At 63.2% G+C, this 25,572-nt stretch carries 20 protein-coding genes; 4 read left to right on the forward strand and 16 right to left on the reverse strand.

What is annotated here, in order from left to right:
- Nucleotide 1: 1 nt before the first annotated feature.
- From pgaB to PMI24_RS21605, 9 genes are all read right to left on the reverse strand, one after another.
- Entirely contained in the window at nt 2-1,999 is a 1,998-nt protein-coding gene (gene pgaB / locus PMI24_RS21565; RefSeq protein WP_007957646.1) for a poly-beta-1,6-N-acetyl-D-glucosamine N-deacetylase PgaB, read from the reverse strand.
- Between the two features lie 12 nt (nt 2,000-2,011).
- Nucleotides 2,012-4,492, reverse strand: coding sequence for a poly-beta-1,6 N-acetyl-D-glucosamine export porin PgaA (pgaA, locus tag PMI24_RS21570; protein ID WP_007957647.1), 2,481 nt, complete (start codon nt 4,490-4,492; stop codon nt 2,012-2,014).
- Between the two features lie 258 nt (nt 4,493-4,750).
- Nucleotides 4,751-6,256, reverse strand: coding sequence for a YdgA family protein (locus PMI24_RS21575; RefSeq protein ID WP_007957649.1), 1,506 nt, complete (start codon nt 6,254-6,256; stop codon nt 4,751-4,753).
- Nucleotides 6,257-6,455: 199 nt separating this feature from the next.
- Nucleotides 6,456-7,091, reverse strand: coding sequence for a hypothetical protein (locus PMI24_RS21580; RefSeq protein ID WP_007957651.1), 636 nt, complete (start codon nt 7,089-7,091; stop codon nt 6,456-6,458).
- Between the two features lie 93 nt (nt 7,092-7,184).
- Complete coding sequence (locus PMI24_RS21585) at nt 7,185-8,627, reverse strand: efflux transporter outer membrane subunit (RefSeq protein ID WP_007957653.1); 1,443 nt, start codon at nt 8,625-8,627, stop codon at nt 7,185-7,187.
- Nucleotides 8,624-9,511, reverse strand: a complete 888-nt coding sequence (locus PMI24_RS21590) for an efflux RND transporter periplasmic adaptor subunit (RefSeq protein ID WP_007957655.1) — start codon at nt 9,509-9,511, stop codon at nt 8,624-8,626. Before PMI24_RS21590 ends, PMI24_RS21585 begins: the two co-directional genes overlap by 4 nt.
- On the reverse strand, nt 9,508-9,717 hold the full coding sequence (locus PMI24_RS21595; RefSeq protein ID WP_007957657.1) for a DUF1656 domain-containing protein: 210 nt from the start codon (nt 9,715-9,717) through the stop codon (nt 9,508-9,510). Before PMI24_RS21595 ends, PMI24_RS21590 begins: the two co-directional genes overlap by 4 nt.
- Nucleotides 9,714-11,777 carry an FUSC family protein gene (locus tag PMI24_RS21600; protein ID WP_007957664.1) on the reverse strand — a complete coding sequence of 688 codons (2,064 nt, stop codon included), beginning with the start codon at nt 11,775-11,777 and terminating at the stop codon, nt 9,714-9,716. Before PMI24_RS21600 ends, PMI24_RS21595 begins: the two co-directional genes overlap by 4 nt.
- The gene (locus PMI24_RS21605; protein ID WP_011331882.1) at nt 11,774-12,202 is read right to left on the reverse strand and encodes a MarR family winged helix-turn-helix transcriptional regulator; all 429 of its coding nucleotides are present in this window, start codon (nt 12,200-12,202) and stop codon (nt 11,774-11,776) included. Before PMI24_RS21605 ends, PMI24_RS21600 begins: the two co-directional genes overlap by 4 nt.
- Before the next feature lie 203 nt (nt 12,203-12,405).
- Between PMI24_RS21605 and PMI24_RS21610 the strand changes: the two genes are divergently transcribed.
- Together PMI24_RS21610 and PMI24_RS28980 are read left to right on the forward strand one after the other, a co-directional pair.
- Complete coding sequence (locus tag PMI24_RS21610) at nt 12,406-12,684, forward strand: hypothetical protein (protein WP_007957667.1); 279 nt, start codon at nt 12,406-12,408, stop codon at nt 12,682-12,684.
- Nucleotides 12,681-12,962 (forward strand): type II toxin-antitoxin system RelE/ParE family toxin, encoded by a 282-nt coding sequence (locus PMI24_RS28980; RefSeq protein ID WP_081493583.1) that lies wholly within the window; start codon nt 12,681-12,683, stop codon nt 12,960-12,962. Before PMI24_RS21610 ends, PMI24_RS28980 begins: the two co-directional genes overlap by 4 nt.
- Before the next feature lie 3 nt (nt 12,963-12,965).
- Here the strand turns inward: PMI24_RS28980 and PMI24_RS21620 are convergent, their stop codons facing one another.
- Both PMI24_RS21620 and PMI24_RS21625 read right to left on the reverse strand, forming a co-directional pair.
- A complete protein-coding gene (locus tag PMI24_RS21620; RefSeq protein ID WP_007957668.1) occupies nt 12,966-13,211 on the reverse strand; it encodes a DUF2789 domain-containing protein in 246 nt (81 codons plus the stop codon).
- 129 nt (nt 13,212-13,340) lie between these two features.
- Nucleotides 13,341-13,802 (reverse strand): aminoacyl-tRNA deacylase, encoded by a 462-nt coding sequence (locus tag PMI24_RS21625; RefSeq protein WP_007957669.1) that lies wholly within the window; start codon nt 13,800-13,802, stop codon nt 13,341-13,343.
- Between the two features lie 196 nt (nt 13,803-13,998).
- Here PMI24_RS21625 and PMI24_RS21630 point away from each other — a divergent pair, with 196 nt between their 5' ends.
- Both PMI24_RS21630 and PMI24_RS21635 read left to right on the forward strand, forming a co-directional pair.
- Nucleotides 13,999-14,526, forward strand: a complete 528-nt coding sequence (locus tag PMI24_RS21630) for an NfeD family protein (protein WP_007957671.1) — start codon at nt 13,999-14,001, stop codon at nt 14,524-14,526.
- Between the two features lie 2 nt (nt 14,527-14,528).
- The gene (locus PMI24_RS21635) at nt 14,529-15,287 is read left to right on the forward strand and encodes a slipin family protein (RefSeq protein ID WP_007957673.1); all 759 of its coding nucleotides are present in this window, start codon (nt 14,529-14,531) and stop codon (nt 15,285-15,287) included.
- Here the strand turns inward: PMI24_RS21635 and PMI24_RS21640 are convergent.
- Genes PMI24_RS21640 through PMI24_RS21660 form a run of 5 tightly spaced genes read right to left on the reverse strand, consistent with a single transcriptional unit; the run spans nt 15,253 to nt 25,544 of the window.
- The gene (locus PMI24_RS21640; RefSeq protein WP_007957675.1) at nt 15,253-16,227 is read right to left on the reverse strand and encodes a sulfotransferase family protein; all 975 of its coding nucleotides are present in this window, start codon (nt 16,225-16,227) and stop codon (nt 15,253-15,255) included. The two genes, PMI24_RS21635 and PMI24_RS21640, sit on opposite strands and share 35 nt — an antisense overlap.
- Nucleotides 16,215-17,000, reverse strand: coding sequence for an aspartyl/asparaginyl beta-hydroxylase domain-containing protein (locus PMI24_RS21645; RefSeq protein WP_007957677.1), 786 nt, complete (start codon nt 16,998-17,000; stop codon nt 16,215-16,217). The genes PMI24_RS21640 and PMI24_RS21645 overlap by 13 nt, the downstream gene beginning before the upstream one ends.
- Complete coding sequence (cysC, locus tag PMI24_RS21650) at nt 16,997-17,602, reverse strand: adenylyl-sulfate kinase (RefSeq protein ID WP_007957679.1); 606 nt, start codon at nt 17,600-17,602, stop codon at nt 16,997-16,999. The genes PMI24_RS21645 and cysC overlap by 4 nt, the downstream gene beginning before the upstream one ends.
- On the reverse strand, nt 17,586-19,100 hold the full coding sequence (locus tag PMI24_RS21655; RefSeq protein WP_007957681.1) for a TolC family protein: 1,515 nt from the start codon (nt 19,098-19,100) through the stop codon (nt 17,586-17,588). Before PMI24_RS21655 ends, cysC begins: the two co-directional genes overlap by 17 nt.
- Before the next feature lie 48 nt (nt 19,101-19,148).
- Nucleotides 19,149-25,544: an Ig-like domain-containing protein gene (locus PMI24_RS21660; protein WP_007957683.1), complete on the reverse strand. Its 6,396-nt coding sequence runs from the start codon at nt 25,542-25,544 to the stop codon at nt 19,149-19,151.
- Nucleotides 25,545-25,572 lie beyond the last annotated feature (28 nt).

Below are 25,572 nucleotides of genomic sequence, written 5' to 3' on the forward strand. Positions count from 1 at the left end.
GTCATGGGTTCCATTTGTTGGAGAGCGCAGGCCGCACGGTTTTCATGTCCGGCAGGTTCTCGAGGAAGTTGTCCGGGTAGTAGCCGAAACTGGTGGCGCCCTGACGCTTGAGGCGGCCCATCCAGTCGGCCAGTTGTGCGCCGTCGATGTCGGCCTGGTCCTTTTTCGTCCAGTCCCGGGCCTGCAATTCGAACACTGTGCGATCCAGCGCACCGGGGCGCTGTTTGATCTTCGCCACCAGCTCTTCGAGCCACGGGCCGGATTGCGCATGAGTCTGTTTTTCCATGAGCGGCATGGCCATCGGCGCCGTCCAGTCGTAGCTCACGAGGAAGTCGTCGAGGTTCTGCGCGAACCACGCTTCGCTGTGCGGATTGAGCACCGGCTCGGCGAAGATATTGCGTGCAGTGAGCACTTGCGGGCCACGAATCGCGCGCACTTTGGCAGTCAGCTCGTTGGTGAAGTCGATCAGGTAGCGGCTCTTGAAGCGCGTCCAGCGCTGCATCGCCGCCGGATCGTCACGCAGAGCGGCGATCGAGCCAGGCAAGCCGTTCGCGGCATAGGCCTTCAGCGCCTGGGGGCCGGCGTCTTCGAAGTCCGAAAGCACCGCGTCGTCGTGGTAGAGAATGCCGTCGACCGAAGTCAGGCGCGCCACGTCTTCGTAGATCTCGCCGATGATCCGCCGCACCTCGGGGTCGAACGGCGACAGGCGTTTGTATTGATCCGGGTCGACAGCGGTCGTGCCGGTCTTCGGATCCCAGCGCGTCACCCGTGGCAGCTTCGAATCCAGTTCGAAACTCAGCACCGGCATCCACGCAAAGACCTTCACGTGAGCCCGGGTGCGCAATTGCCAGGCGACACGGTCGAACAGGTCGGCGCGCATCGGCAGATGACGGTTGGGGAAGTACAGCGAATGCACCAGGCCATCGCCCTTCGGATCGGCGAACGCTTGCAGGAACACGGTGTTGGCGCCCATGTCGGCCATGCGCTGGATCAGTTTGCCGAGGTTGATTTCCTGCTGCGCCGGGTCCGGGTCGTAGACGTTATCCAGATCCACATGCACCACACGCATGGTGAAATCCGATTGCACGCCGACCACGCTGTTGGCGAAGTGCTCGCCGTCAGGGTCGGAAGCCACCAGGAAACGCGGCCCGCTCATCAGGTTGTCGAGGGCATCGAGGCCGTCATCGAGGGTCAGGGCCATTTCATAGCCCTCTTCGCTGACCACGGTCAGCGACGTGCCATCCGCCGTCCCGTAAGGCCAGACCCAGATGCGCGGTTTTTTACCGGTGTTCTTGCGGATTTTCTCCGAGATCGCCTGCACGTCGGCGCGGATCCGCGCCTGGAAATCGGCTTCGGACTCGTAGCGTTTGCTCACCGGATCGTAGCGCCGGGTCGCGGCCGCCGGCTGCAGGTTGCCTTGCGGGTTGGCGAGGATGCCTTTGTGGCTGGCGTCGGTGTGGGCGGCGATTTCCACCAGGCCCGATTGGGAGATTTCCCGCACCTGAGCCCAGGTCAGGAAGTCGGAACGCGGACGCGGCGTGCCGGCGAAATCCACCGGCTGGTTCAGCGGCGTATCGATCCAGGTGCCCACCGGCGCCAGCAGCGCATGCCAGTTGTAGGCGCGCAACACCGGCAACACGCGGGTGTAGAAGCTTGCATAACCGTCGTCGAAGCTGAGCAGGATCGCCTTGGGTGGCAGTTCCGGCCCGCCTTTACGCGCGGCCATGATCTGGTCGACTGTCACCGGTTTGTAGTTGTTTTCTCGCAGCCAAGCGAGCTGTTCGAGCAGGCGCTCGGTGCGCACCGCCACCACCGCCTGATCGGGATCACGGTCTTCAACGTCGTGGTAGGCAATGCCCAGCACGTGGTTTTTCGGCCAGGGCTTTTCATTGGCTGCCACCGGTCGCTCGGACGGCGGCACGAAGGCCGGGGCTTGCTGGGCGCAGGCGCTGACCAGCAGCACTCCCAGCAGAAGGATGAAACGCGAAATCAAAGGCATCTTCAAACTCTTCTAGAAGCGGAAAGTGAGGTCGACGAGCAGACGCAGATCGGTTTCCCGGTCACCGTCGTAGGGCCGGTTGATCACGCTGAACAAACCGCCCACCTCGAACACGTCGTTCCAGGCGTAGCGCTGGCCGTAACCGAGCAATGCCATGCCGCCGGTGCCGTGATCACGCTGGCTGTAAGTACCCGCACCGGCCTGGAATTGCTGGCTCCAGACGGTTTCGTAACGGTGGTACAGCACGTGATTGACGTTCAGCAGCGGCATGATGCTGAAGTCCGACTTCGGGTTGAAGTACGGCACGTCATCGGACTTGGAGTTGTGGCTGGTGCCCACTTCCAGGCCCGCGTCGACTTGCAGGTTCGGCGCGCTGTAGACGCCCTCTTTTCCGGTCAGCAAGGCTTCGACGCGGTTGTTGCCGTCGCTGAAGTGCGACGGGCTGACCGACAGCCGCCACTCGCGGCTCTCGTTGGCGCGCCAGCGGATGAAACCGCTGCCGCCGTTGGCCTTGATGTCGCTGTTCAATGCCCGCAGCGGGGTCTCGGCCGACAGGTATTCGAGGCTGCCGCCGTATTGCCAGTGATCGTCGATGTCGCGGGCAATCGCCAGACGCGCGCCCTGCTTGTCGCCGAAACCATAGGAATGGTTCGACACCTCGGCTTCGAGGGTCATGTCGCGGGTGCGACGCTCCAGACCGACACGCTGGAAGCGATGGTGGCCGGTGCCTTCGGCGAAATCGCCAGTGGCGTATCCGGCCCCGGCGAACACTCGCCAGTCTTCATCGATCGGCGGGCTGTAGAGGGTGGTCTGGATGCCGAAATCCCGGCTGCCGGTAACCGCGCCGGCATCGCCACCGTTGCCGCCGTTGGCCTTGCCGCCGTAGGCTTCGACGCGCAGCTCGGACATGTCGTGCACTTCGCGCTCACGGGCCAGACGCTGGACCTGACGGTTGTCGGGGAAACGCGCCACCACGTCATCGGTCAGTGCATCCATCTGCCGCCATTCCTGCAGGTCCATGGCGGTACGGGCCTGCGCGACCTCCAGACCCATGTCGCGCGGCGCGATGTTCTCGGTTTCCTTGAGCTGGTTTTCCGCGCGACGCGGCCAGTTACGGGCCAGGTACAGATCGGCCTGGGCCAGGCGCAGGCCGATGTTGCCCGGCGCCTGATCCACCAAGGTCTGCAAGCGCTCTTCGCCGTGAGGCAGGTCGGAGCCGTAGGTGCCGGCCTGCGCTGCCAGTTGCTGGGCGTCCATCCATTCGTCGTTGGGGTTGCCGATCGGCAGGCCTTTGAGTTCGATGCGTGGTTTCTGTGTCTTCGCCTGATCTTCGGCGACCTTGCGCGCCTCTTCGGCGCGGTCGCTTTCCAGCAGCGAGTAATACAGCGCCGTGGTGTCTTCGAGTCGGTCGCCGACATCGGCGTCCGGCGCCGCCAGCACCTGACGGTAAAGATCGGTGGCGATTTCCGGCTGGCGCTGATCCAGATAGGACGCCGCCACCCAGCGCAGGGCGTAGGTCGGAATCTTCACGCCTTCGGCTTGCAGCTTCTGGTATTCGCTGATGACCTCGGCAGTGCGCGCCCGGGCCTTGAGCGCGCCCATGCGGTCGATGCGCCAGCGGGTCACGTCGTCGTGGGCAGTGGCGTCCGGGGTCCAGGTGGCGAGCAACTGATCGTAGTCGGCCAAGGCACGATCGGCGATCACGTAGCGTTCTTTTTCGCTGCGGGTGGCCAGTTCGGCGAGGCGCACGCGTTCGGCAGCCAGATCGCCTTCCAGACGTCGCAAGGTGACGGGATCGATCAGCCCCGGACGCTGCTTCGCCAGACGCAGCGCCGGCTCCGGCAGACGCGCCTTTTGCAGGGCGACCACGTATTCGCGGGCGACCTCCGGTTTATTGCCGGCGCGAACGAAAGCCTGGTCGTATTCGAACAGCGCGTCGTACGGCTTGCCGGCGCGATTAAGCGCGTAGCCCAGCGCCAGTCGGCGGGAAGGATCATCGGGTTTGGCGGCGACCAGCGAACGGGCGCGGATCACCCCTTCGTCAGGCTTGCCGGAATCGGCCTGGGTCAGCGCCAGACCGAGTTGCAGGTCGGCGTTGTCCGGCTCCAGCGTCAGGGCCTTGTTGTAGACCTGGATCGCCTGATCCCAGCGCTTGAGATTGCGATAGGCCCGGGCGGTGGCGGTCAGCGCCTGAACCGGCAATGCCCGGCCACGACCCTGGGTCTCGTAGACCTGCACCACTTCAGCGTCGAGCCCGGCCCAGCCGGCGATTTGCAGGTGATCGCTGACCTGGCCGGTGGTGGCCTGGGCTGGCGGCACCTGACGCAAAGCGGTCAGCGCGGGCGTGTAATGCCCTGCCCGGGCGTCGAGCACCATTTGATCGTAGGCCGTATCGGCCAACGCGAACGCCGGCCAGAGCAACTGGCTGCACAGCGCGACTCGAAACAAAGGGCGTAAACCACGATGTAATACGGGAACATCAATACGCGGCATTCGTCAGCATCCTTACATGGCCAGCCGGGTAGCAACGCCCCCCCTTGCCCATTTCGTAACGGAGGCCAAGCAATAAACGCTCAGCCAAGCTTATCCAAGCAGTCTTGCACGCAAGCGTAGACCAATATTCAGAACACAATAATTGTTCAGATTCGTGACGATGGATTTCCCGACCCGTCGCAAACCCGGACGCCAGACAGCAAAACGCCCGGCGTCTGCGGGTGCAGAGGCCGGGCGTTTCGTTGTCGCGCGGGGCGTCTACTGAGGCTGTTCGATACTGCCGAACTTGCTCATCAGGAAGCCGACGAACTGCTCGACGGTCATCTTCTGGCCGTTGAATTCCACCTGATTGGCGGCGTAATGCAGTTTGGTGACAACGTTGGTGCCGTCCAGCGTTGCCAGCTGCGTACCGACGGCCATGCCGGCGAACATATCGGCGCCAGCGCTGGCCTGGTCAACGATGGCTTTGGCATCGGTCTGACCGTCGATCTGCGCCTGCACGCTGAGCAGATCGACCAGCATCGGCTTGGACACCAGCACATTCACGTCAAGCAGCGCGATCAGCTGTTTGCCCAGTTGATCCGGTGGCAGGTCCATCGACTGTGGCTTGGCCAGATCGAGCACCAGACTCGCGCGGCTCTCGCCGTTGGCGGTTTTCAGCGACAGGTCTTCCAGCGCCAGTTGCGGCCCGGCTGCCAGCAGTTTCTGCAGGTCGGCCTTGACCTGGGTGGACTCGGCCTCGGTCAGGTTCAGCTCCGGTGCCGGCAGGCCGGCGGCGGTGGCTTCGGCAGCGGCCTTCTCGTAAGGCTGCAGCTTGGTCTGGTAGATCTGCATCAGCGACATGGCCGACGGGATGTCGAGGTTTTTCAGGCTCATGGCCAGGTTGGCCGAACCGATTTTCTTGTCGTTGAGGGTTACTTCACCGACCTTGTAGTCAGCACGGCCGGAAGCGTTGCTGCCGTTCTCTTCGGTGCGGTTCTTCATCTCGAAGTTCTTCACGCCCAGCACCGATTGTTTGACGCCGAAGGTGGTCTTGCTGCTGGTCAGTTCCAGGGTGTTCTCGCCGGTGTAATAGCCGTAGGTGCTCTTGGCGAGGTTGCTGGCCAGGGTCAGGCCGTTGAGTTCGATCTGCACCGGCGCCTGATCTTCGGCGACCGTGGTCAGGTGCAGGCTGTCCATGTAGCCGTTGGCCTTGACCTTCTGCGCCTGGGCACTGGCGGAAATGTCCATGTTCAGGCCGGAAAACTTCAGGCTCGACTTGTCGTCCAGCGCAGCTTCCAGCGGCAGCAGTTCGAGGTTGCCGGTAGTGGATTGGTCGTAACCGATGTTGACCACGCCTTTGAGCGGCGCGGCGCCCTTGGTGGCGGCAAACCATTTTTCGGTGATCGGGGTCTTTTCCAGTTCGTAGTGACTGGTGGCCATGACCGGCAGCCACTTCAGCGACACCAGACGCGAGAACGGCAGCGGGCCGTGTTCAATATGGTCGACGAACAGCAACTCGACCGGCGCCTCGCCGAACATTTCACCCTCGCCCTTCAGGCGATAGTGCGCGGTGCTGCTGAATGTGTTGCGCTCAAGCGATACCAGTTCCAGCGACGCACTGCCGTTGGAGCCGGCCATGGCGGTCTGCAACTCGCTGTTGGCGTTGGCGACGGCATTGTTCAGCACGCCTTCGATTTTGGTGCCGGTGTACCAGGCCCCGCCTACGCTGATGGCGCCGATGGCCACAACAATTCCGAGAAGCACGCCTGCTGATTTATTCATGAATGACCTGATCGATTTCCGTGGCTGAAAGTGTGGTCGTCTTCCCTGAACCCGTGACCGGGCCGTGGCGCGACTCCGCTGAATTTAGCGGTGGAGATTAGCACTGGCAGTGCGACGCGGCCCAATGTTTAAAGGTTAAAGAATGTCCACGGGACATGGACAAACAAAAAGATCGCCGGGTTCGGCGATCTTTTCGGGATCAGGAATATTGCACCTCGATCTCATCGAGCTGATGGTCGAAGCTTTTCAGCCGCGCGGTCCACGTGTACACCAGCACTTCGAAATCCCGGTCGATCACTGCCCCGCCCGGCCCGTCGCTGCGCGGGTCGCAGAAATCCAGCTGATAACGCTCACGGGCCATCGCGGTGGCGACGTCCGACAGTTCGCGGGCGTTGTTGAGCCAGTGCCAGCCGTCGTCGGCGACTTGCCGGTCGAGGGCCAGGCATTGTTTTTTCAGGGCTTCGAGGCTTTTTTCCAGCGGCGTGCCGGTGAGTTCGCCCATGACTTCGGCGAAGGTCCGCCCCGGTTGCCAGTAACTGCCCCAGAAGTAGCGGTCGAACACGGTTTCGACTTTGCGCAGCGCGACTTTGGTGTCCCAGATCAGTAGCAGCGTCTTGCTTTGCTCAAGCTGGCGTTTCTTGAGTCGCTGGCTTTGCACCAGGGCCGACGCCACGACCACGATCGCCATGACCGCGATCAGCGCCACGGTGCTGTCGAGGAAGACCATTGCCTTGTCGATCTGGTGGGCCAGCATGATGCCGTAGAAATAGGTGGCCGACAGCAGCACCAGGGCTACCAGGGCGCACCAGAAGCCGAGAGCGTAAGGGTTTTTCATTATTGGTTTCCCCTAGACCTGCGCTAGCGATGTGCACTGAAAAGGCGCCTGGTTCGGGGCGCCCTTTCAATACTTCAAAGCATAGCAACGGCCTCAGGGTTTGCTGGCGATCGAAGCTTGCGTTCGTCCGCTTTCCCAACCGCCGCCCAGGGCGAGGAACAAATCGATCTGGCTCATGGCAACCTGGGTGTTGGCGGCGGCCAGTTGCGCGGTGACGTCGGTGTAGGTGCGGGTGGCCTGCAGGTCGGCAAGGAAGGACTCGCGGCCGGCCTGGAAGAAGCGGTGCGTCTGGTCGGCCGCCAGTTTCGCCGACTGCTCGGCATCGGCCAGCGCATCGCGGCGTTGCAGCAGCGCGGAGTACTGGGACAGGCCGGTCTGGGTTTCGCGGATGGCGTTGAGCACCACGCCGTCGAAATGCGCCAGCGCGCCCTGGGTCGTCGCTTCGGCTTCGCGGATCCGGGCCCGGGCGCCGTTGGTCGGCACGCTCCAGCTCAGCGACGGGCCGAAGCCCCAGCGGTTGGTGGAGGGTTTGCCAAGGTTGTCCAGAATGCCGACGGTGCCGATCGTCGCGCCGAAACTGATGTCCGGGTACAGCTCGCCGGTGGCGATGCCGATTCCAGCCGTCGCGGCCGCCAGACGGCGCTCGGCCTGACGGATGTCCGGCCGACGCTTGAGCAGCGCAGCGCCATCGCCCACCGGCACCAGTTGGGCGATTTTCGGCAGTTCGGCGCAGGTCGCGGTGCCGGTCGGCAATTGATCGACTGGTTTGGCCAGCAACATCGACAGACGGAACAACCCGGCCTGACGCGCCGCTTCATAGCGCGGCATGTCGGCGCGCAGGGATTTGAACTGGGTCTGCGAACGGGTGACCTGGGTTTCGTCGCCGCGCCCGGCGTCGCGCAGGCGCTGAATCAGGGTGGTGCTCTGGGATTGCAGGTCGAGGGAATGCTGGGCGATTTCCCGTTCCTCGTTCGCCGCGCAGACCTGGGTGTAGGCCCGCACCACGTCGGCGACCAGGGTGATGCGCGCGGTGTCGGCAGCGGCCTGGGTCGCATCGGCGTTGGCCTTTGCCGCTTCGATCCCGCGTTGCAACGTGCCCCACAGGTCGAACTGATAGGACGCGCTGATACCGATATCGCCGATGTTGGCCACCGGTACTTTCTCTGGCAGCAGGAATGCCTCGCCGGACTCCTGCAAGCGCTGGGCGCCCATCTTCACGCCGCCGCTCCAGCCACCGGCCGCCTCGGCTTCATCGACCTGCGCACGAGCCCGCGACAGGTTCGCCGCCGCCACCCGCAGATCGGTGTTGGACGCCATGGCCTGCTGCACCAGTTGATCCAGACGCGGATCCTGATACAGCCGCCACCAGTCCGCCGGCACCGGGGCCGACACCACCGGTTTGCCGGCCACCGCCAAGTCGCCCTGGAAATCCTTGCGCTGGATCGCCGCGTCTTCGGGCACGTGATAGTCCGGCCCGACCATCGAGCAGGCCGACAGCATCATGCCCAAACCGGCGATCATCAGAGCCCTGCTCATTTGGCGGGCTCCTGCGGTTGATCGTCGATGATCGACACGGTAGCGGTACGCCCGGCGATCATGCGGAAGTCATCCGGCACGTCGTCGAAGGCAATGCGCACCGGAATCCGTTGCGCCAAACGCACCCAGCTGAACGCCGGATTGACGTTGGGCAGCAGGTTGCTGCCGCTCGAACGGTCACGGTCTTCGATACCGGCAACGATGCTTTCGACATGCCCGCGCAGGCGGGCGCGGTCGCCGATCACGCGGATATCCACCGACTGTCCGATGTGGATGCCGTCGAGTTTGGTTTCTTCGAAATAGCCGTCGATGTGGAACGAATTGCTGTCGACCACCGACAGCACCGGACGCCCGGCGGTGACGAATTCCTGCGAGCGTGGTGCACGGTCGTTGACGTAGCCGTCCACCGGACTGCGGATCACCGAACGGTCGAGGTTGAGCTGAGCGCTGTCCACCGCCACCAGCGCTTCGGCCAGGGCCGATTGGGCGCGGGCCACTTTCGACTGGCTTTCTTCCAGCTGTTCGGCCGGCACCAGATTGCCCAGACCGCGGTTACGCTTGGCTTCACGCTGGGCCTGAGCGAGGGTTTCTTCGCGATCAGCGACCGCCGCCTTGGCCTGACGCAACGCCAGTTTGAAACGGTCCTGGTCGATGCTGAACAGCACCTGGCCGCGTTTCACCAACTGGTTGTCCTTCACTTCGACCTGCTGGATCAGCCCGGACACGTCCGGGGCGATCTGCACGATGTCGGCGCGAATGTGGCCGTCGCGGGTCCAGGGCGCGAACATGTAATACATCACCATGCGCCAGACCACGACGACGGCGAAAGTCACGATCAGCAGCGTCAGGACGACGCGACCGAGGGTCAGAAACGGTTTTTTCATGTCATCAGGTATCGACTGAGTGAATCCACGCCGTACAGCATCACGGCGTAGAGAGCCACGTTGAACAATGCCCGGTGCCAGACCAGACGGTAGAAATGCAGGCGTGTGAGCACGCCGTGTACCAAAACAAACAGCACATAAGTGATGCCCATCAACACCAGCAGGGTCGGCAGGAAAATGCCGCTGATGTCCAGATCACCGATCATAGGGGCGCTCCTTCGGGCAACGGTTCTTCGGGCTCTGCGTTGGAGACGAACTCCACGCCGGGCAGCAGCGCCAGGCGCAAACCGCTCAAGGCGTGCAACAGGTTTAGTCGGGTTTCTTCATCGCCGTGGCCGTTGAGCGCACGGCGGGTGCGATCCATGGTCATCAGCAAAGCACTTGGCGCCGGCAGGCGTTCGCCGGCCTTGAGACAGGCCCGGAAATACTCGCCAACCTCAGCCACTACTTGCTTGAGCAGCGCGTTCGGCGCGCCCGTCACTCGCGGCGTGTAGGCGAGCAGGTCGAGCAGGTTCAGCCCCACGCGCACTTCGCGCATGGCGATGCCGGTGTCCTGACCGGTCAGCGCCAGACGCGGCAGGTGCTGCATCAGGCGGTCGAGCAGTTGCACGCCAAGCTGTCGGTGCTCGGCGAGGTTGGCCGGCTCGGTCATGTTGACGATGTCTTTCCAGCTGAAGCGGGTCAGGCGCTTGGCTGCCAACTCGGCGCCGAACGGCCGGGCGATCAGCGTCCAGATGAACGCGAACAACAGCCCCATCGGACCCGCCAGGTTGGAATTGACGAAGGCGAAGAAGTCCGCATCGTAAGCACCGGAAATGCTGATGAACGACGAGGTATTGACCAGCGTCAGCAGCATGCCGAGGTAGAAGCGTGGCTGCACCGTCAGGGTGCCGACACAGATGAACGGCACCGCGAACGCCAGCACCAGCATCGGAAAGTCATGCAGGTTCGGCAGCACCAGAAACAGGTAAAGACTGGCGAACAGCACCGACATCCCGGTCCAGAAAAAGAACCGGTAGATCTGCGGCGCCGGGTCATCCATCGAGGCGAAGAAACTGCACGACACCGCCGCCAGAATCACCGCACTGCCGCCGTCGGTCCAGCCCAGCAGGATCCACAGTACCGAGGCGACGATGATCGCCAGGATGGTCGAGACCACCGAATACAGCATCAGCCCACGGTCGATGAATGGCGTCAGGCGACCCAGCCGCCAGTGGCGATAAACCGCGCGCCAGCTGTCCTGGCGCTCGCACAGGATCGCGTCCTGCAGGCTGCGGCAGTCCTGCCACAGATCGATGAATTCGCCGAGGCGGTACAGCGCATTGGAAAACAGCAACTGTTTGCGATCTTCGAGGGCTTCGGCGCTCGGTTGCAGCGCTTCGAGCTGATCCCGCAGGGCTTGCCAGCGGTCGAGATCGGCGTATTTGTGGCCGAGCCATTCGCGGGTCGCGGTGAGCAGCGGCGCGAACTTTTCCACCAGTTCCGGCGTGCGCCGTTCGAGGGCGTACAGCGAATCTTCGAGGGCGTCGATCACCGGCAGCAGATGGATCATCCGCCCGCGCAGTTCCTTGGTGTTGCGCACCGTCTGCGGCCGCGCACCTTCGTGCGGCAACTGGCCGATCATCAATTCCAGGCTGTTGAAACTGCCAACCATGGCCATGCGCAGGGCGGTGACTTCTTCAGGCTGCACGTCGCGGCTGAGGAATTTCAGGCTGTAGGTCGTGGCGTCGGCGAACCATTTGCCCACGGCATCGTTGAACACCGGTGCCAGACGTCGTGGCCAGAACATCGCGCCGACCACCGCCGCCACGGCGATGCCGAGGAAGATCTCTTCGGTCCGCGACTCGGCCACGTCCCACACCGCCAGCGGGTTATCCACCACCGGCAGGGCGATCAGCGGCAAGGTGTAGCCGGCCAGCATCAGCGCGTAGTTGTTGGCAGTGCGCAGATGGAGGGACAGAAACAGCAAAATCCCGGTCCACAAGGCGATGACCACCACCAGCACATACGGGCTCTGGACGAACATCGGCACGAACAGCACTGCCGCCGCCGCACCGAGAAACGTGCCGATCGCGCGATACAGCGCCTTGGAACTGGTCGGGCCGAGGAACGGGCTGGAAACGATGTACACCGTGGCCATCGCCCAATAAGGACGCGGCATTTGCATAAGCAAGGCGATGTACAGCGCGATCATCGAGGCCGCGAACGTGCGGATCCCGTAGAACCAGTCCCGCGCCGGGGGCATGCCGGAAAAGAACCCGTTCACGGATTGATCACCGTTGGCGGAGTGGCCGCCTCAAAAGCTCTCAGTACCCGAAGCGTAGCCTCCAGATCGCGCTGGTCGATGCCTTCGAGCACTTCATGACGCAGCCGCACCAGTTGCGCCTCCACCGCTTGCACCAGCTCACGTCCGGTGTCGGTCAGGCTCAGGCATTTGGCGCGACGGTCCTGGGCATCTTCGGTGCGGCAGACAAAACCGGCGTGACACAACTGATCGAGCAGACGCACCAGCGACGGCGACTCCATCCCCGCCGCCTGCGCCACCTGCACCTGGCGCACACCCTCGCCCAAACGCCCGATCATCAACAACGGGACGGCGCAGGCTTCGGAAATTCCATAGTTGACCAGCGTGGTCTGGCAGATCTTCCGCCAATGCCTGGCGGCCACCACCATGGCACTGCTGATGTTCATCTGGAGAGCGTCGAGGTTATTCGGCACGAGGGAATGCACACACTGTTAGTTTGCTAACTATCAATATCGCATTGGTTGGGAAATTCAGTCAAGTTTTGAAACAACTTTGCCCGCTTGTCGCTGGATCGTTCACTTGGTTCCATTTGTGGAACTTACGATGTATATACCTTTTCAGTACCAAGCCTCTTTTGAAGGAGTTTCACATGTCAAAACAAGCCGTTTTTACGATGAAGCTGGAGCCTGAGTTGCGTGAGCAATTCATGGCTGAAGCTGAAGCAACGCATCGCCCTGCCTCGCAAATCGTTCGGGAAATGATGCGCCACTTTGTCCAGACTCAACGCGAGGCTCGCGAGTACGAGGCGTTTCTACAGCGGAAAGTAGATATCGCACGAGCCGCCATACGCGACGGTGATGGCTTGTCGAATGAAGAAGTAGAAGCAGAATTCGCCGCAAGGCGCAGGCGGGCAGACAATCAAGAATGAAGATTATCTGGACGAAAACCGCCACAAAGGATCGTGAAAAGATTTGGGATTATCTTCACTCCGTAAACTCAAAAGCCGCTGTAGATATGGATAACCGTTTCAGCGAAGCGGTTATCCGAATTTCCCAAAATCCGGAAATCGGCCCAGCCGGTATCATTGCCGGCACGCGAGAAGTCATTCCACATAAAAGCTATCGGCTCGTATACCAATTGGAAGACAACGCAGCCTGGATCCTGGCGCTGGTTCATACAGCTCGGTTATGGCCGCTACCGCGATGACTACTACCCCGCCCGCCCCTTCCTCAACATCACATCCAGCTGATCCACCACCTCCGCCCAATCCGCATCATCAAGAATCTCGTCCCGCAGGAAATCCGCCTGACTCTTGGTCCAGAAAAACGCGTCGCACAGGTGCAGTTCGGGTTTGAGCGGGGAATGGGTGGCGATGAACTGGTCGATGCTGACCGGGTCGTTGTCCAGGCCGAGTTGCTTGAACAGGGATGGGAGGCTGTGCGTCGGGTTTTCCATGTCGGAACTCCTGCGAGATTTGTAGGGCGTGAAAGATTTTTCGCGAGCAAGCCCGCTCCCACAGGTTTAGCGCAGAACCTGCGGGAGCGAGCTTGCTCGCGATTGGCGTCGGCACAGACGCTAAAAAAGCTACTGACTCAACTCCCGCACCTGCGCATGCGGCACCATTTTCAGGAACTCGGGCATGCTCATGTGCAGCAGGTTGTTGTGGTTGCCGGCTTCCAGGTAGATGTCTTTTTGCCGGGTCAACAGCGGGTCGATGACCATGTCCAGGCCGTAGGAATCGCCCAGCGGCGGTACGGCACCGCGCTCACAGTCGTCGAAGATGTGCGCCAGATTGCTTTCGCGGGTGATTTGCCATTCGCCGCTGCTGCGCACCTTGCTCAAGTCCAGGTGGCGGCTGGCGGGCAGCACCGCCATCAGGTAGTGCCCGTGACGGTCGTCCAGGATCACCGATTTGGCCACCCGTTCTGCGGCAATCCCGGAGACCCGCGCCGTTTCCAGGCTGCTGGACGAGTGCGGGTGGGTGACGATGTCATATTCGCATTGCGCCCGGTTGAGGCTGCTCTGCACTTTCTTGGCCATACGCATGATGCACCTCGGTGCCCGCCGACGCTGCGCGGCGGACGGTAATGAAACGCTGTGGCTGTCCTTGAAAGTCTAGTCCGGCGAGCTGCAAACACCGGGAAATCCGCCCACTGGCGAGACAGGCGAATTGATCAAAAATCATCCAGCCGCAGCCTCAACTAGACTGTAAGAACAAGCCCTGACTCTCGCGGAGGGTCACGTGAACATCCGTTGCTGTGCGCTTGCCCTGTTGCTGCTGAGTGGATCGGTGGTTGCGGCAGACAGTCCGTTTACCGCCGTCAGCCCGGTCGGCCTGTGGCTGATCACCCTGGGCATCACGTTTCTGATCGCCGAAGCCGCACTGCCCAACTACGGGGTGATCGGCCTCGGCGGTATCGTCATGTTCGTGATCGGCGCGCTGATCCTGAGCAACGCCGAACTGCCGGTGCCGATGATGATCGGCCTCGGGCTGGTCAGCGCCCTGTTGCTGATCGCATTGCTGATCCGTGCCCTGAAAACCCGACCGCGCCAACCGGTCAGCGGCGATGCCGGCCTGCTCGGCAGTGTCACGGCGGTGACGGTGGTGCAACCGGAAGACAGCCGCAACGGCTGGGTGCAATTACAAGGAGAACGCTGGCAGGTGCTGAGCGCCACGCCGCTGCACACCGGACAACCGGTGCGCGTGGTCGGGCGCAAGGGCCTGTTGCTGCAAGTGGCCGCGACTGACGCGGCACCGCTCGGAGAGTGATCATGGGTCTGCAAATCGGTTTTGTCGCGCTGCTGCTGTTGCTGATCGCCCTGGCCGGCTCGACGTTCCGCATCCTGCGCGAATACGAACGCGGCGTGGTGTTCCAGCTCGGGCGCTTCTGGCAGGTCAAGGGGCCGGGGCTGATCCTGCTGATCCCGGTGGTGCAGCAAATGGTCCGGGTCGATCTGCGCACCATCGTCCTCGACGTGCCGCCGCAAGACGTGATCACCCGCGACAACGTGTCGGTGAAGGTCAACGCGGTGCTGTATTTCCGCGTGCTCGACCCACAGAAAGCGATCATCCAGGTCGAAGATTTCCTCATGGCCACCAGCCAACTGGCCCAGACCACCCTGCGCGCGGTACTCGGCAAACATGAGCTGGACGAACTGCTGGCCGAGCGCGAACGTCTGAACATCGACATCCAGCAAGTGCTCGACGCCCAGACCGACGCCTGGGGGATCAAGGTCGCCAACGTCGAAATCAAGCACGTCGACCTCAACGAGTCGATGGTGCGCGCCATCGCCAAGCAGGCCGAAGCCGAGCGGGAACGGCGAGCCAAGGTGATCCACGCCGAAGGCGAATTGCAGGCCTCGGAAAAACTCATGCAGGCCGCCGAAATGCTCGGCCGCCAGCCCGGCGCCATGCAGTTGCGCTACATGCAGACCTTGAGTTCGATTGCCGGCGACAAGAGCTCGACCATCGTCTTTCCATTGCCAATCGAATTGCTTAAGGGGATGGCGGATCTGTCGGCGAAATCGTGAGCGCGCGCAAGCGCTCCAGCGCGGCATAGGGCGCGCGGGCGCAATGTTCCACCCGTGCCTGCAACAGCGCCGATGCCTCGCGGCGCTTGTGTTCGCCATCGACGACAAAGGGTTGTGACGGCTGCTTCGCGTGCTGCGCCGTCGCCGCCAACGCCTGTTCACACTGCGCGGCACTTAGCTTGAAAAACCGCGCCAGCCGCCCGCTCATCGCGTCGGGCAATTCGCTGTAATTGAGCGCCAGCCCGGCAGAATCACGGCAATGCACCCACCCCGCCTCCAGCAGGCGCCCCAGCCGCCGGGCGATGAAATCCTCGCGACCCTCGAACGGCAAATCATCGTCCAGCACACAATCACCGAGCGCACCCGGCACCATGTGCAGGCCGGGACGACGCAGGTGCGAGACGGCGATTTCCAGCGGATCGCGATACACAAACAGCCACGGCGTATCGGGAAAACACTCGTGCAGCAACGGCCATTCGCCGATGTTCCAGGCGTCGAGCTTGATCACCAGCCACTGCTCCGTGCCGCGCCGACGCTGACCGTACGCCGAGAGCAATCCGGCGATGGCCGCACGGCGTTCTTCGTCCGGCAGATCGCTACGCAGCAAGGCATCAAGGGGCGGCGGCTCCGAGACCACGATGTGATCGTCGAGCCGGGCAAGCATCTGACTGATCAGCGTCGAACCGCAACGCGAGGCGTGCAGGATGAAGGCGCTCGGCGGCAGCCCCGGACTGAGCGCTTGCCAATCCATGAGCGTCGACAAGGGTGTTTGCCGGCGGAACGCCTGATTGAACGGCAGGCGCAACGCGTCTTCGACGGCTTCACGAAAGAACGGTTGATGCAGCGGCGTGTCGCCAAACCAGCACCAGTCGACCTGCCATTGCCCGGCAGTTTTCCAGACGCGGATCGGCAGCCAGCCGTCGAAATTCACAGACGCCATTGTTCGTTCCATGATCGACGACCGTTGCGCATCGCCGCCAGCAGCTCTTCACGAGAAAAATTCAGACCGCGTTCAGCGGCCAGCGCCAGGGTCTGGGCGGTGAATGCTTCGGGGTCGTGCAATGCCTGCAACGTCGCGCACAGCAACGGATCCGTGACCAGCAACCGCTGAAATCGCTGCAGCGCCGTCTCCGCGCCACCAGGCTGCGGAGTGCTCGGCAACCCCTCAACAATCATCTGCTCCAGCCAGGGCGCAGGGCGGCAATCGAGCACCAGATGAACCCGAACCGTGCTGTCGCGATTGTCGACCCGATGCGGTCGGGCGAGATCGAGAAACCAGCATTCACCCGCCGTCATCGGCATCCGCTGGCCGTCGAGCCAGAAGTCCACGGCGGGCGGACTGAGCAGTGGAATATGCAGGCGCAAATCGGCGTCCGCACCCTCAAGATCGTAGTCGCGATGCTCATGAATCTGCCCGCCCGGGCCCAGTCGCAACAACCGCGCACTGACGATGTCCAGTGGCAGATCCCGCAGGGCGTGCTGCCAGCGATGGTCATTCAGCCAAGGGGCGCGTTGAACGGGTTCGGCGCTGCCGGGGGACAGTTCGGTCAGCGCATCGGCGGCGGAAATCAGCGCCACGCCGCTCCAGTCGCCGGCGAAATAAGCGGTGTTGAAATGACCGCGCCAGGCAGCGTCGTCAATCGCCGCCAGCGCCTGCAACAGCAACGGCAGGTCCACCGTCACCGGCAACCGTGAGAACGCCGGCCGGCTCATGCCTTGGGCAACACCGCAGTTTCGCCGAGCCAGGTCAGCAACCGGTCGAGACAGGCTTCGACCGTCAGCGTGCCGGTGTCGAGCACCAGCGAAGCCTGGGCCGGCGCCTCGTAAGGCGCCGACACGCCGGTAAACCCGGCCAGCTCGCCGCGACGGGCCCGGGCGTAATGCCCTTTCGGATCACGCTGCTCGCACACCGCCAGCGCGGCGCTGCACCAGACCTCGCGATAGTCCTCGCCCAAACGGCGGGCAAACACCTCGCGCAGTTCCGCCAACGGCGCGATCATCGCCAGAATCACGATCTGCCCGTTGTCCACCAGCAACGCCGCCAGCTCACTGGCGCGGCGGATGTTTTCCAGGCGGTCGGCATCGGTAAAACCCAGGTCGCGGTTGAGCCCGACCCGCAACCCATCGCCATCAAGCACCACGCTTTGCAGACCGCGACTGAACAACTCGGCGTGCAACGCCTGGGCAAGGGTCGATTTGCCCGCCGCCGGCAGGCCGGTCAGCAGCATCGCCGTGCCGCGATGGCCGTTGCGGGCCTCGCGTTGGGCACGGCTGATACTGGCGGTCGGCGCCAATACGTCACTGCGCGGAGGCATGGGCCACCGGCACCGAAATATTCCCCGAGGCCCACGCCGCTTCGCGGTTGGCCAACGCGGTGGCGATCGACTGGACTTCGGTCGACTGCACCTGATCCGGCAGCGGATCGAGGCCGGCACTGGCGAAGATCTGGCCATAAGCATTGCGCAGATCGGCGTAGGACAGATCGCGCCGCAGATCGGCCTGCAAGGTGTTGAGCTCGCCCTGAATCAGGTCCAGTTCACCAATGCCGTCGGCCTGACGACGGTTACGCAACTGACCGACAATTTGCCCGTCGATGTCCGACAGTTGCTGGTTGGTCTTGAACTGGCGCAGCGCCTCCTGATAGTTGGCGTTGGCCACGTAAAGCTGTGCCAGCACTGCAATCGACATTGCCTGACGCCGTGCAGCAGCGACTTCTTCACCGGCCTTGGCCACGTCGATGGCCGCCGGGGCAGAGATCACGTTGAACAGGTTCCAGGTGACCTTCACGCCGTAGTCGGCCCAGCCCTGCTCGACCAGAAACGAGTTGCTGTCGTAATGCCCGCCGGCGGAGAACTCCAGGCCCGGCAGCAGACGCAGCATGGCCTTGCGGGTTTCGGCGGCGCTGATCCGGGTCTGGTAATCCTGCTCGCGCAATTCCGGACGGCTGGTCAGAGCTTCCTGTTCGAGTTTGCTCAGATCGACCTTGAGTTCCGGGATCTGATAACCGTCATCGGTGGCCAACGTCAGGTTGGTGCCCAGCGGCAGGTTGATCAGGGTCGCCAGTTCGGTTTTCGCCAGCGACAGCGCGCGGCGTTGCTCTTCCAGTTGCCGGGTCGCCTCGATCAGCGAACGCTGATAACCGAGCGATTGCACCGGATCGCCGATGCGCTGTTCGCTCATGCTTTCGCTGTTGCGGCGGGCGGTGTCGACCCGCGCCATCAGGCTGTCGATCTGCTTGAGCAGACGTTCGGCGGCCATTGCCCGCCAATAGGCCGAGCGCACGTCCTGAACGATGGTGTTGATCACCTTGCGCCGGCGTTCCTGAACGATCAGACGCTGGTCGCCCTGCTGCTTGGCGCTGATGTAGCTGACGCCGAAATCGAGGACGTTCCAGACCATGGTCAGGTCCGCAACGTCGCGGTCGCGGTCCTGAGAGGTCGACGGTTCCAGGGACTGGGTGCCGGTGCGCACACTCTGGCTGCTGGAGGCGCTGACGTTGTTACGTCCGACGTAACCGGCGTCCAGCGCCATGCGCGGCAGCATGTCGAAACTGGCGAGGTCGAGCTGCCGCTTGGCCAGCGCTTCCTCCATGATTTTCAAGCGGCCTTCGAGGTTGTATTTCACCGCGCGGGCCATGGCCTGGTGCAGGGTCAGCGGACCGCTCAGCGGTTCCTGGCCCTTGTACATGCTTTGCAGGTCGGCCCGGGCCCTTTGTTCACTGACACTGCGTTCGATCGGTTCACTGGTCACTGCACATCCGCTGATCGCCAGCGCCAGCAGGCTGGCGCCGAACAACTTCTGACTTTTCTTCATCCCTGGATCGCCCCTAGGTCCCGCACATATGTGAGTTGTTGTGTGTTGTCAGGCCGGCATTTCGCTGATGCCGACCTGTTGCAGTGCTGCCGCCAGGTTGTCGACCCGGTGCTGCTCGCTGTCCTTGATCTGTTGCAGTTGCTGGCCCAGGGTCGGCGCGCCGAACACACCGCGCAGGCCCTGGGAAATATCGCCGCCCTTGATCGACTGGCTGCCGAAGGCATTCAGCGAATCGCGCTCGGCGCTGCTGTCCTGATTGAACAGGCTCGACAGCGTGCTGCTGCCGAACACCCCGCCATCGCCGCCACCAAACCCGAGGAAGCCATGACCGGAACCGTCACCCAGGTTGTCGCTGCTGCTGAAAACCTGGGCAATGAAGCTCGGGCTCAATGCACCGCGGTTGATGAAAATATCCCCCAGCGGACGGATACCGTTGCCGATCACCCGCTGCTCGAACAACGGCGCGAAAGTCAGCGGTGAACCGAGGTCGCCCGTGGGCGGCGTGAAGACGATCGGTTGCAGCGGAACATTCGGCGGTGGTGGCGGCGCGACCGGATCGCTGCTGCGGAATTCCGGATCCGGCGTTACCACGATCAGCGGAGAAGTCGGTGTCACAGGAGGCACAGGCACCACCGGCACCGTGTTGATCACGTAATTGCCGGAGCTGCTGACACTGCTGCCACTGTTGCCCGACAGGTCGCTGACCCCGGCGGTGTTGATGCTGATCGCATTGCTGGCGCTGTTGACGTTGGCATTCGGCGTCAGGGTCGCGGTCCAGGTCTTGCCGCCGTCGCTGCTGCTCAGGTTGGACAAGGTGCCGTTGGCCACGCTGAGGTCCGACAGGTCGAAACCGCTCACCGCTTCATTGAAGGTGATGATTACCTGCGAAGTCTGACCGACGCCCAGGTTCGGATTGGCGATCACCACCGTGGCGGTCGGCCGTTCGCTGTCGAGGGCGTAGTTGTTCGACACCGCCACCGTGCTGCCGGCATTGCCTGCAAGGTCGGTGACGTTGCTGGTGTCCAGCGCAATGAAGTTGCTCGGGTCAGTGACATTCGCGGTCGGCGTGAAGGTCGCGGTCCAGGTCTTGCCGCCGTCGCTGCTGCTCAGATTGCTCAGGTCGCCGTTGGTCACGCTCAGGTCGGACAGGTCGAAATTGCTCACCGCCTCGCTGAAGCTGAAGGTCACCGTGGTGCTCTGGCCGATGCCCAGATTTGGATTGGCGACCACGATGTTTACCGTCGGCCGGGTCGCATCGAGGATGTAGTTGTTGGAGATGGCGATGCTCGCCCCGAGGTTGCCGGCCAGATCCTGGACGCCGGCGGTGTCGATCAGGATCAGGTTGGTCGGGTCGTTGACGTTGGCTGTCGGCGTGAAGGTCGCGGTCCAGGTCACGCCGCCGTCGCTGCTGGTCAGGTTCGACAGCGAACCGTTGGCGACGCTGATGTCCGACAGGTCGAAACCGCTCACTGCTTCGCTGAAAGTAATGGTCACGGTGGTGGTTTCACCGATGCCCAGGCGATTGTCGGCGACCACGATGGTGGCGGTCGGCAGCGCGGTGTCGATCGCGAAGTTATTGGAATCGGTGGTGCCGACGCCACTGTTGCCCGACAGGTTGGCCACCCCGGCGTTGTTCAGGGTGATCAGGTTGCTGCTGTCGGTGATGTTGTTGGTGGGCGTGAAGGTCGCGGTCCAGGTGATACCGCCGTCGCTGCTGCTGACGTTGCTCAACGTGCCGTTGGCGATGGTCAGGTCGCTGTTGTCGAAACCGCTGACCGCTTCGTTGAAGGTGATGGTCACCAGCGAAGTTTCCCCGGCCTTCAGCGAAGTGTCGGCAACCACGATGGTGGCGGTCGGCACCTGAGTCTGCACCTGATAGTTGGCCGAACTGGTGGTGCCGGTGCCGGTGTTGCCGGCCAGGTCGGTGATGCCGGTGTTGTTCAGGACGATCAGGTTGGTCAGATCGGTAACGCCGATGTTCGGCGTGAAGGTGGCCGTCCAGGTGATGCCGCCGTCGCTCGACGAAACGTTGCTCAGGGTGCCGTTGGCAACGCTCAGGTCGGAGTTGTCGAAACCGGTGACCGCCTCGCTGAAGGTGATGGTCACCAGCGCGTTTTCGCCGGGCCGCAGGTCGCTGTCGGTCATGACGATGGTCGCCGTCGGGCGCTGACTGTCGACCGCATAGTTGTTGGAGTCGGTAGTGCCGCTGCCAGCGTTGCCCGCCAGATCGGAGATGCCGGTGTTGTCCAGGGTGATCAGGTTGGTGGTATCGGTGATGCCCGCCGCCGGCGTGAACGTCGCCGTCCAGGTGATGCCGCCGTCGCTGCTGCTCACCGCGCTCAGCGTACCGTTGGCGATGATCAGGTCGGCATTGGTGAAGCCGGTCACCGCTTCGCTGAAGGTGATGGTCACCAGGCTGGTCTGGCCGACGCCGAGTGCGGTGTCGGCGACCACGATGGTGGCGGTCGGACGCACGGTATCGATCGAATAGTTGTTCGAATCGGTGGTACCGCTGCCGGCGTTGCCCGACAGGTTCTGGATGCCAGAGTTGTCCAGCGTGATCAGGTTGGTGGCGTCGGTGATGTTGGTGGTCGGTGTGAAGGTCGCCGTCCAGGTGATCCCGCCGTCGCTGCTGCTGACCGCGCTGAGCGTGCCGTTGGCAATCGTCAGGTCGGCGTTGGTGAAACCGGTCACCGCCTCGCTGAAGGTGATGGTCACCAGCGAGGACTCGCCGATTTTCAGCGCGTTGTCGGCAATGATGATGGTCGCGGTCGGCACCACAGTGTCGATGGTGTAGTTGTTGGAGTTGGTCGTGCCGCTGCCGGCGTTGCCCGAAAGGTCGGCGATGCCGGTATTGGCCAGCACGATCAGGTTCGTCGCGTCGTTGACGCCTACGTTCGGCGTGAACGTCGCCGTCCAGGTGATGCCGCCGTCGCTGCTGCTTACCGCCGTCAACGTGCCGTTGGCGATGATCAGGTCGGCGTTGGTGAAGCCGCTGACCGCTTCGCTGAAGGTGATGGTCACCAGCGAGGTTTCGCCGGCAGTGAGGTTGCTGTCGGCGACCACGATGGTCGCGGTTGGCCGCACCGTATCGATCGCATAATTGTTGGAATCGGTAGTACCGCTGCCGGCGTTGCCCGACAGGTCGACGATGCCGGTGTTGTCCAGGGTGATCAGGTTGGTGGTGTCAGTGATGCTGGCGCTCGGGGTGAACGTCGCGGTCCAGGTGATGCCGCCGTCGCTGCTGCTGACCGCGCTCAACGTGCCGTTGGCGACCGTCAGGTCGGCGTTGGTGAAACCGCTGATCGCTTCACTGAAAGTGATGGTCACCAGCGAGGTTTCACCGATCCGCAGGTTGTTGTCGGCCACCACGATGGTCGCGGTCGGGCGCACGGTATCGATGGCGTAGTTGTTGGAGTCGGTGGTGCCGCTGCCGGCGTTGCCGTTCATATCCGCGATGCCGGTGTTGTTCAGCGTGATCAGGTTGGTCGCGTCGGTGATGCTGGCGGTCGGCGTGAAGGTTGCTGTCCAGGTAATGCCGCCGTCGCTGCTGCTGACCGCCGTCAACGTGCCGTTGGCAATCGTCAGGTCGGCGTTGGTGAAACCGGTGATCGCTTCGCTGAAGGTGATGGTCACCAGCGAGGTTTCGCCAATTTTCAGCGCGTTGTCCGCCACCACGATGGTCGCGGTCGGACGCGCGGTGTCGATCGCGTAATTGTTGGAATTGGTGGTGCCACTGCCGGCGTTGCCGGCCAGATCGACGACCCCGGTGTTATCCAGGGTGACCAGGTTGGTGGTGTCGGTAATGTTGGTGGTCGGCGTCAGCGTGGCGGTCCAGGTGATGCCGCCGTCACTGCTGCTCAGGCCGGTCAGGGTGCCGTTGGCCACTGTCATGTCGGCGGTGGTGAAGCCGCTGACCGCTTCGCTGAAGGTGATGGTCACCAGCGACGTTTCACCCACTGCCAGATTGGTGTCGGCCACAACAATGGTCGCGGTCGGCCGCACGGTATCGATCACGTAATTGGCCGAATCGGTGGTGCCGCTGCCGGCGTTGCCGGCAAGGTCAGCGATACCGGTCTTGTCCAGGGAGATCAGGTTGGTGGTGTCGGTGATGCTGGCCGTCGGGGTGAACGTTCCGGTCCAGGTGATGCCGCCGTCGCTGCTGCTCACGGCGCTCAGCGTGCCGTTGGCGATGGTCAGGTCGGCGTTGGTGAAGCCGGTCACCGCCTCGCTGAAAGTAAAGGTCACCAGCGAGGTATCGCCGATCTTCAACGCCGTGTCGGACATCACGATAGTCACGGTCGGCCGTGCGGTGTCGATCGCGTAATTGACCGAGCTGGTCGTGCCGACGCCCGCCACGCCGTCGCTGATGGCGGTCACTCCGGTGTTGTCGAGGGTGATCAGGTTGGTGCTGTCGGTAATGTTGTTGGTCGGCGTGAAAGTCGCGGTCCAGGTCAGGCCGCCATCGCTGCTGCTGACCGATGTCAGCGTGCCGTTGGCGATGGTCAGGTCGGCGTTGGTAAACCCGGTGACTGCCCGGCTGAAGGTGATGGTCACCAGCGAGGTTTCGCCGATTTTCAGAGCCGTGTCGGCCATCACGATGGTCGCGGTCGGCGGTTCCACATAGGCGGTGTTGAGTGTGCCGCCGTTGTTGTAGATCGCCGCGAAGGCCAGCGGTACAGAGCCCGTCACGCCACCACCCAGTTCTGCGCCGCCGGAACCGCTGCCGGCCGCGTTGCCGCTGATGGCGCTGAAGTTGGCAGCGGTGATCAGTACCGTGCCGCCCTGGTTCCAGATCGCGCCGACACCCCGTCCACCGTCGCCGCCGTTCAGGTTGTTGCTGCCCTGGCCGCTGCCGCCACCACCACCGCCACCCGCACCGATGTTGTTGCTGATGACCGAGGTGCCGACGATTTTCAGCGTGCCGGTGGAAGCGTTGTAAATGCCGCCGGCTGCATTGCCGCCGACGCCGCCAACCTTGTCCCAGCCAGCGCCGCCACCACCGCCGCCAATGGAAATCGTGCCGTTGCTGGCCGTGCCGCCATTGCCGCCGTTGCTGTAATAGGACACGCCCACACCGCCCGCGCCGCCCGTGGTCGAGCCGCCGCGCCCGCCCATGTGCGTCGCGTCGTAGCCACCGCCGTAACCGCCGACACCGCCGCTGCCGGCCTGGCCGCCCAGCGTACCGGTGCCCGGCCCGGCCGTGCCGCCATGACCGCCGCTCTGACCGCCAAGACCACCGCCACCGCCGCCGCCACCGCCGTAAAACGCACCGGTGACACCACCGCCGCCACCACCGCCGGCCGCCGCGTTGCCGGTGACCGAAACGTTGTTCAGGGTCAGGATGCCGGCGTTGAAGATCCCGCCGCCCATGGCGCCGGTTGCGCCGTAGCCGCCATTGCCACCGTTGCCCGAGACCAGGCCCCGGGTGATGACCAGACCATCCAGGGTCACCGTGCTACCGGAGGTGATTTCCACCACTCGGGTCCGGTATTGGCCATCGAGCGTAACGTCCGCGACACCGTCGTTGTTCAGGTCGCCATCGACGGTGATGTTCTTGTTGATCAGCAATTCCGAGGTGAGCTGCACCGTCATGCCGCTGCTGAAGGTCACGATGTCGCCGTTCTGCGCCGACGCCAGCGCTGCGCGCAGCGAGCCGACTCCGGTGTTGGCATTGTTGGTGGCGGTCCAGGTGGCCAGGCCCCACTGGTATTCGCTCATCGCCCGGGTCGACAGCACGTTGGCGCTTTCGATGTTGCCGGTGGCGATCTCCAGATCCCAGTCGCCGCCCACGCCGGTGCGGTTGTTCGAGGCGGCCACATCGCGGCCGGTCAATTGCGCCAGCGAGTCGACGAAGCTCAGGCCACGATCGCCTTCGGCGGTGTAGCAACCGTAGATCAGGATGTCGCCGCCGACGTTCATGTCTTTGCCGATTTCCGCCAGGATCGCGCTGCGCTGGGCGACGTTGTCGGCCGACAGATAACTGTTGCCCAGCCACAGGTCACCGGCGTTGCCGTGGGCGATGATCTGCACCGAGCTGACGCCCTGATGCTGGTCGAGGTAATCGGCGATCTGCTGCAAACCATCCTTGCCCGCATCGAGCTTGACCACTTGCGTGCCGGGGGCCACGCCCTTGAGCAGGCTGTCGGCATCCTTGACTCGGGAATCGACGAACACCACGCTCTGCCCCGGCACCGCGACCGGGCTGGCGGCGGGCGTGGCATCAGCCTGGCCGTGGGTGTCCTTGCTGGCGCTCGGGTGATCGGCGGCCGGCGCTTTCGCGGCATCGGCGGTGGCATGGCTGTCAGCCTGGGCGGCGGTGTCGGCCACGGTGGCCGCGACAGCGCCGTCGAACAGCATGCGCGGTTCCAGCGACATGATCATGGGCGCCGCCAGCGTCCGTTGGCCTTCGGTAACCCGCGACTTCTGCTTGCTCCACCACATGTTGCTCACCCGGACTCGAACACAGTTG

The sequence above is a fragment of the Pseudomonas sp. GM25 genome, from assembly GCF_000282255.1.
GTDB classification, from domain to species: domain Bacteria; phylum Pseudomonadota; class Gammaproteobacteria; order Pseudomonadales; family Pseudomonadaceae; genus Aquipseudomonas; species Aquipseudomonas aphyarum.

Coding starts and splice junctions, on each gene's coding strand:
- PMI24_RS21590 (WP_007957655.1), bottom strand. CDS start 9,511: ATGAAAAAACCGTTTCTGACCCTCGGTCGCGTCGTCCTGACGCTGCTG.
- cysC (WP_007957679.1), bottom strand. CDS start 17,602: ATGCCTCCGCGCAGTGACGTATTGGCGCCGACCGCCAGTATCAGCCGT.
- PMI24_RS28980 (WP_081493583.1), top strand. CDS start 12,681: ATGAAGATTATCTGGACGAAAACCGCCACAAAGGATCGTGAAAAGATT.
- PMI24_RS21610 (WP_007957667.1), top strand. CDS start 12,406: ATGTCAAAACAAGCCGTTTTTACGATGAAGCTGGAGCCTGAGTTGCGT.
- PMI24_RS21575 (WP_007957649.1), bottom strand. CDS start 6,256: ATGAATAAATCAGCAGGCGTGCTTCTCGGAATTGTTGTGGCCATCGGC.
- PMI24_RS21595 (WP_007957657.1), bottom strand. CDS start 9,717: ATGATCGGTGATCTGGACATCAGCGGCATTTTCCTGCCGACCCTGCTG.
- PMI24_RS21605 (WP_011331882.1), bottom strand. CDS start 12,202: ATGAACATCAGCAGTGCCATGGTGGTGGCCGCCAGGCATTGGCGGAAG.
- PMI24_RS21635 (WP_007957673.1), top strand. CDS start 14,529: ATGGGTCTGCAAATCGGTTTTGTCGCGCTGCTGCTGTTGCTGATCGCC.
- PMI24_RS21660 (WP_007957683.1), bottom strand. CDS start 25,544: ATGTGGTGGAGCAAGCAGAAGTCGCGGGTTACCGAAGGCCAACGGACG.
- PMI24_RS21585 (WP_007957653.1), bottom strand. CDS start 8,627: ATGAGCAGGGCTCTGATGATCGCCGGTTTGGGCATGATGCTGTCGGCC.
- pgaB (WP_007957646.1), bottom strand. CDS start 1,999: ATGCCTTTGATTTCGCGTTTCATCCTTCTGCTGGGAGTGCTGCTGGTC.
- PMI24_RS21580 (WP_007957651.1), bottom strand. CDS start 7,091: ATGAAAAACCCTTACGCTCTCGGCTTCTGGTGCGCCCTGGTAGCCCTG.
- PMI24_RS21640 (WP_007957675.1), bottom strand. CDS start 16,227: ATGGCGTCTGTGAATTTCGACGGCTGGCTGCCGATCCGCGTCTGGAAA.
- PMI24_RS21625 (WP_007957669.1), bottom strand. CDS start 13,802: ATGCGTATGGCCAAGAAAGTGCAGAGCAGCCTCAACCGGGCGCAATGC.
- PMI24_RS21645 (WP_007957677.1), bottom strand. CDS start 17,000: ATGAGCCGGCCGGCGTTCTCACGGTTGCCGGTGACGGTGGACCTGCCG.
- PMI24_RS21655 (WP_007957681.1), bottom strand. CDS start 19,100: ATGAAGAAAAGTCAGAAGTTGTTCGGCGCCAGCCTGCTGGCGCTGGCG.
- PMI24_RS21620 (WP_007957668.1), bottom strand. CDS start 13,211: ATGGAAAACCCGACGCACAGCCTCCCATCCCTGTTCAAGCAACTCGGC.
- pgaA (WP_007957647.1), bottom strand. CDS start 4,492: ATGCCGCGTATTGATGTTCCCGTATTACATCGTGGTTTACGCCCTTTG.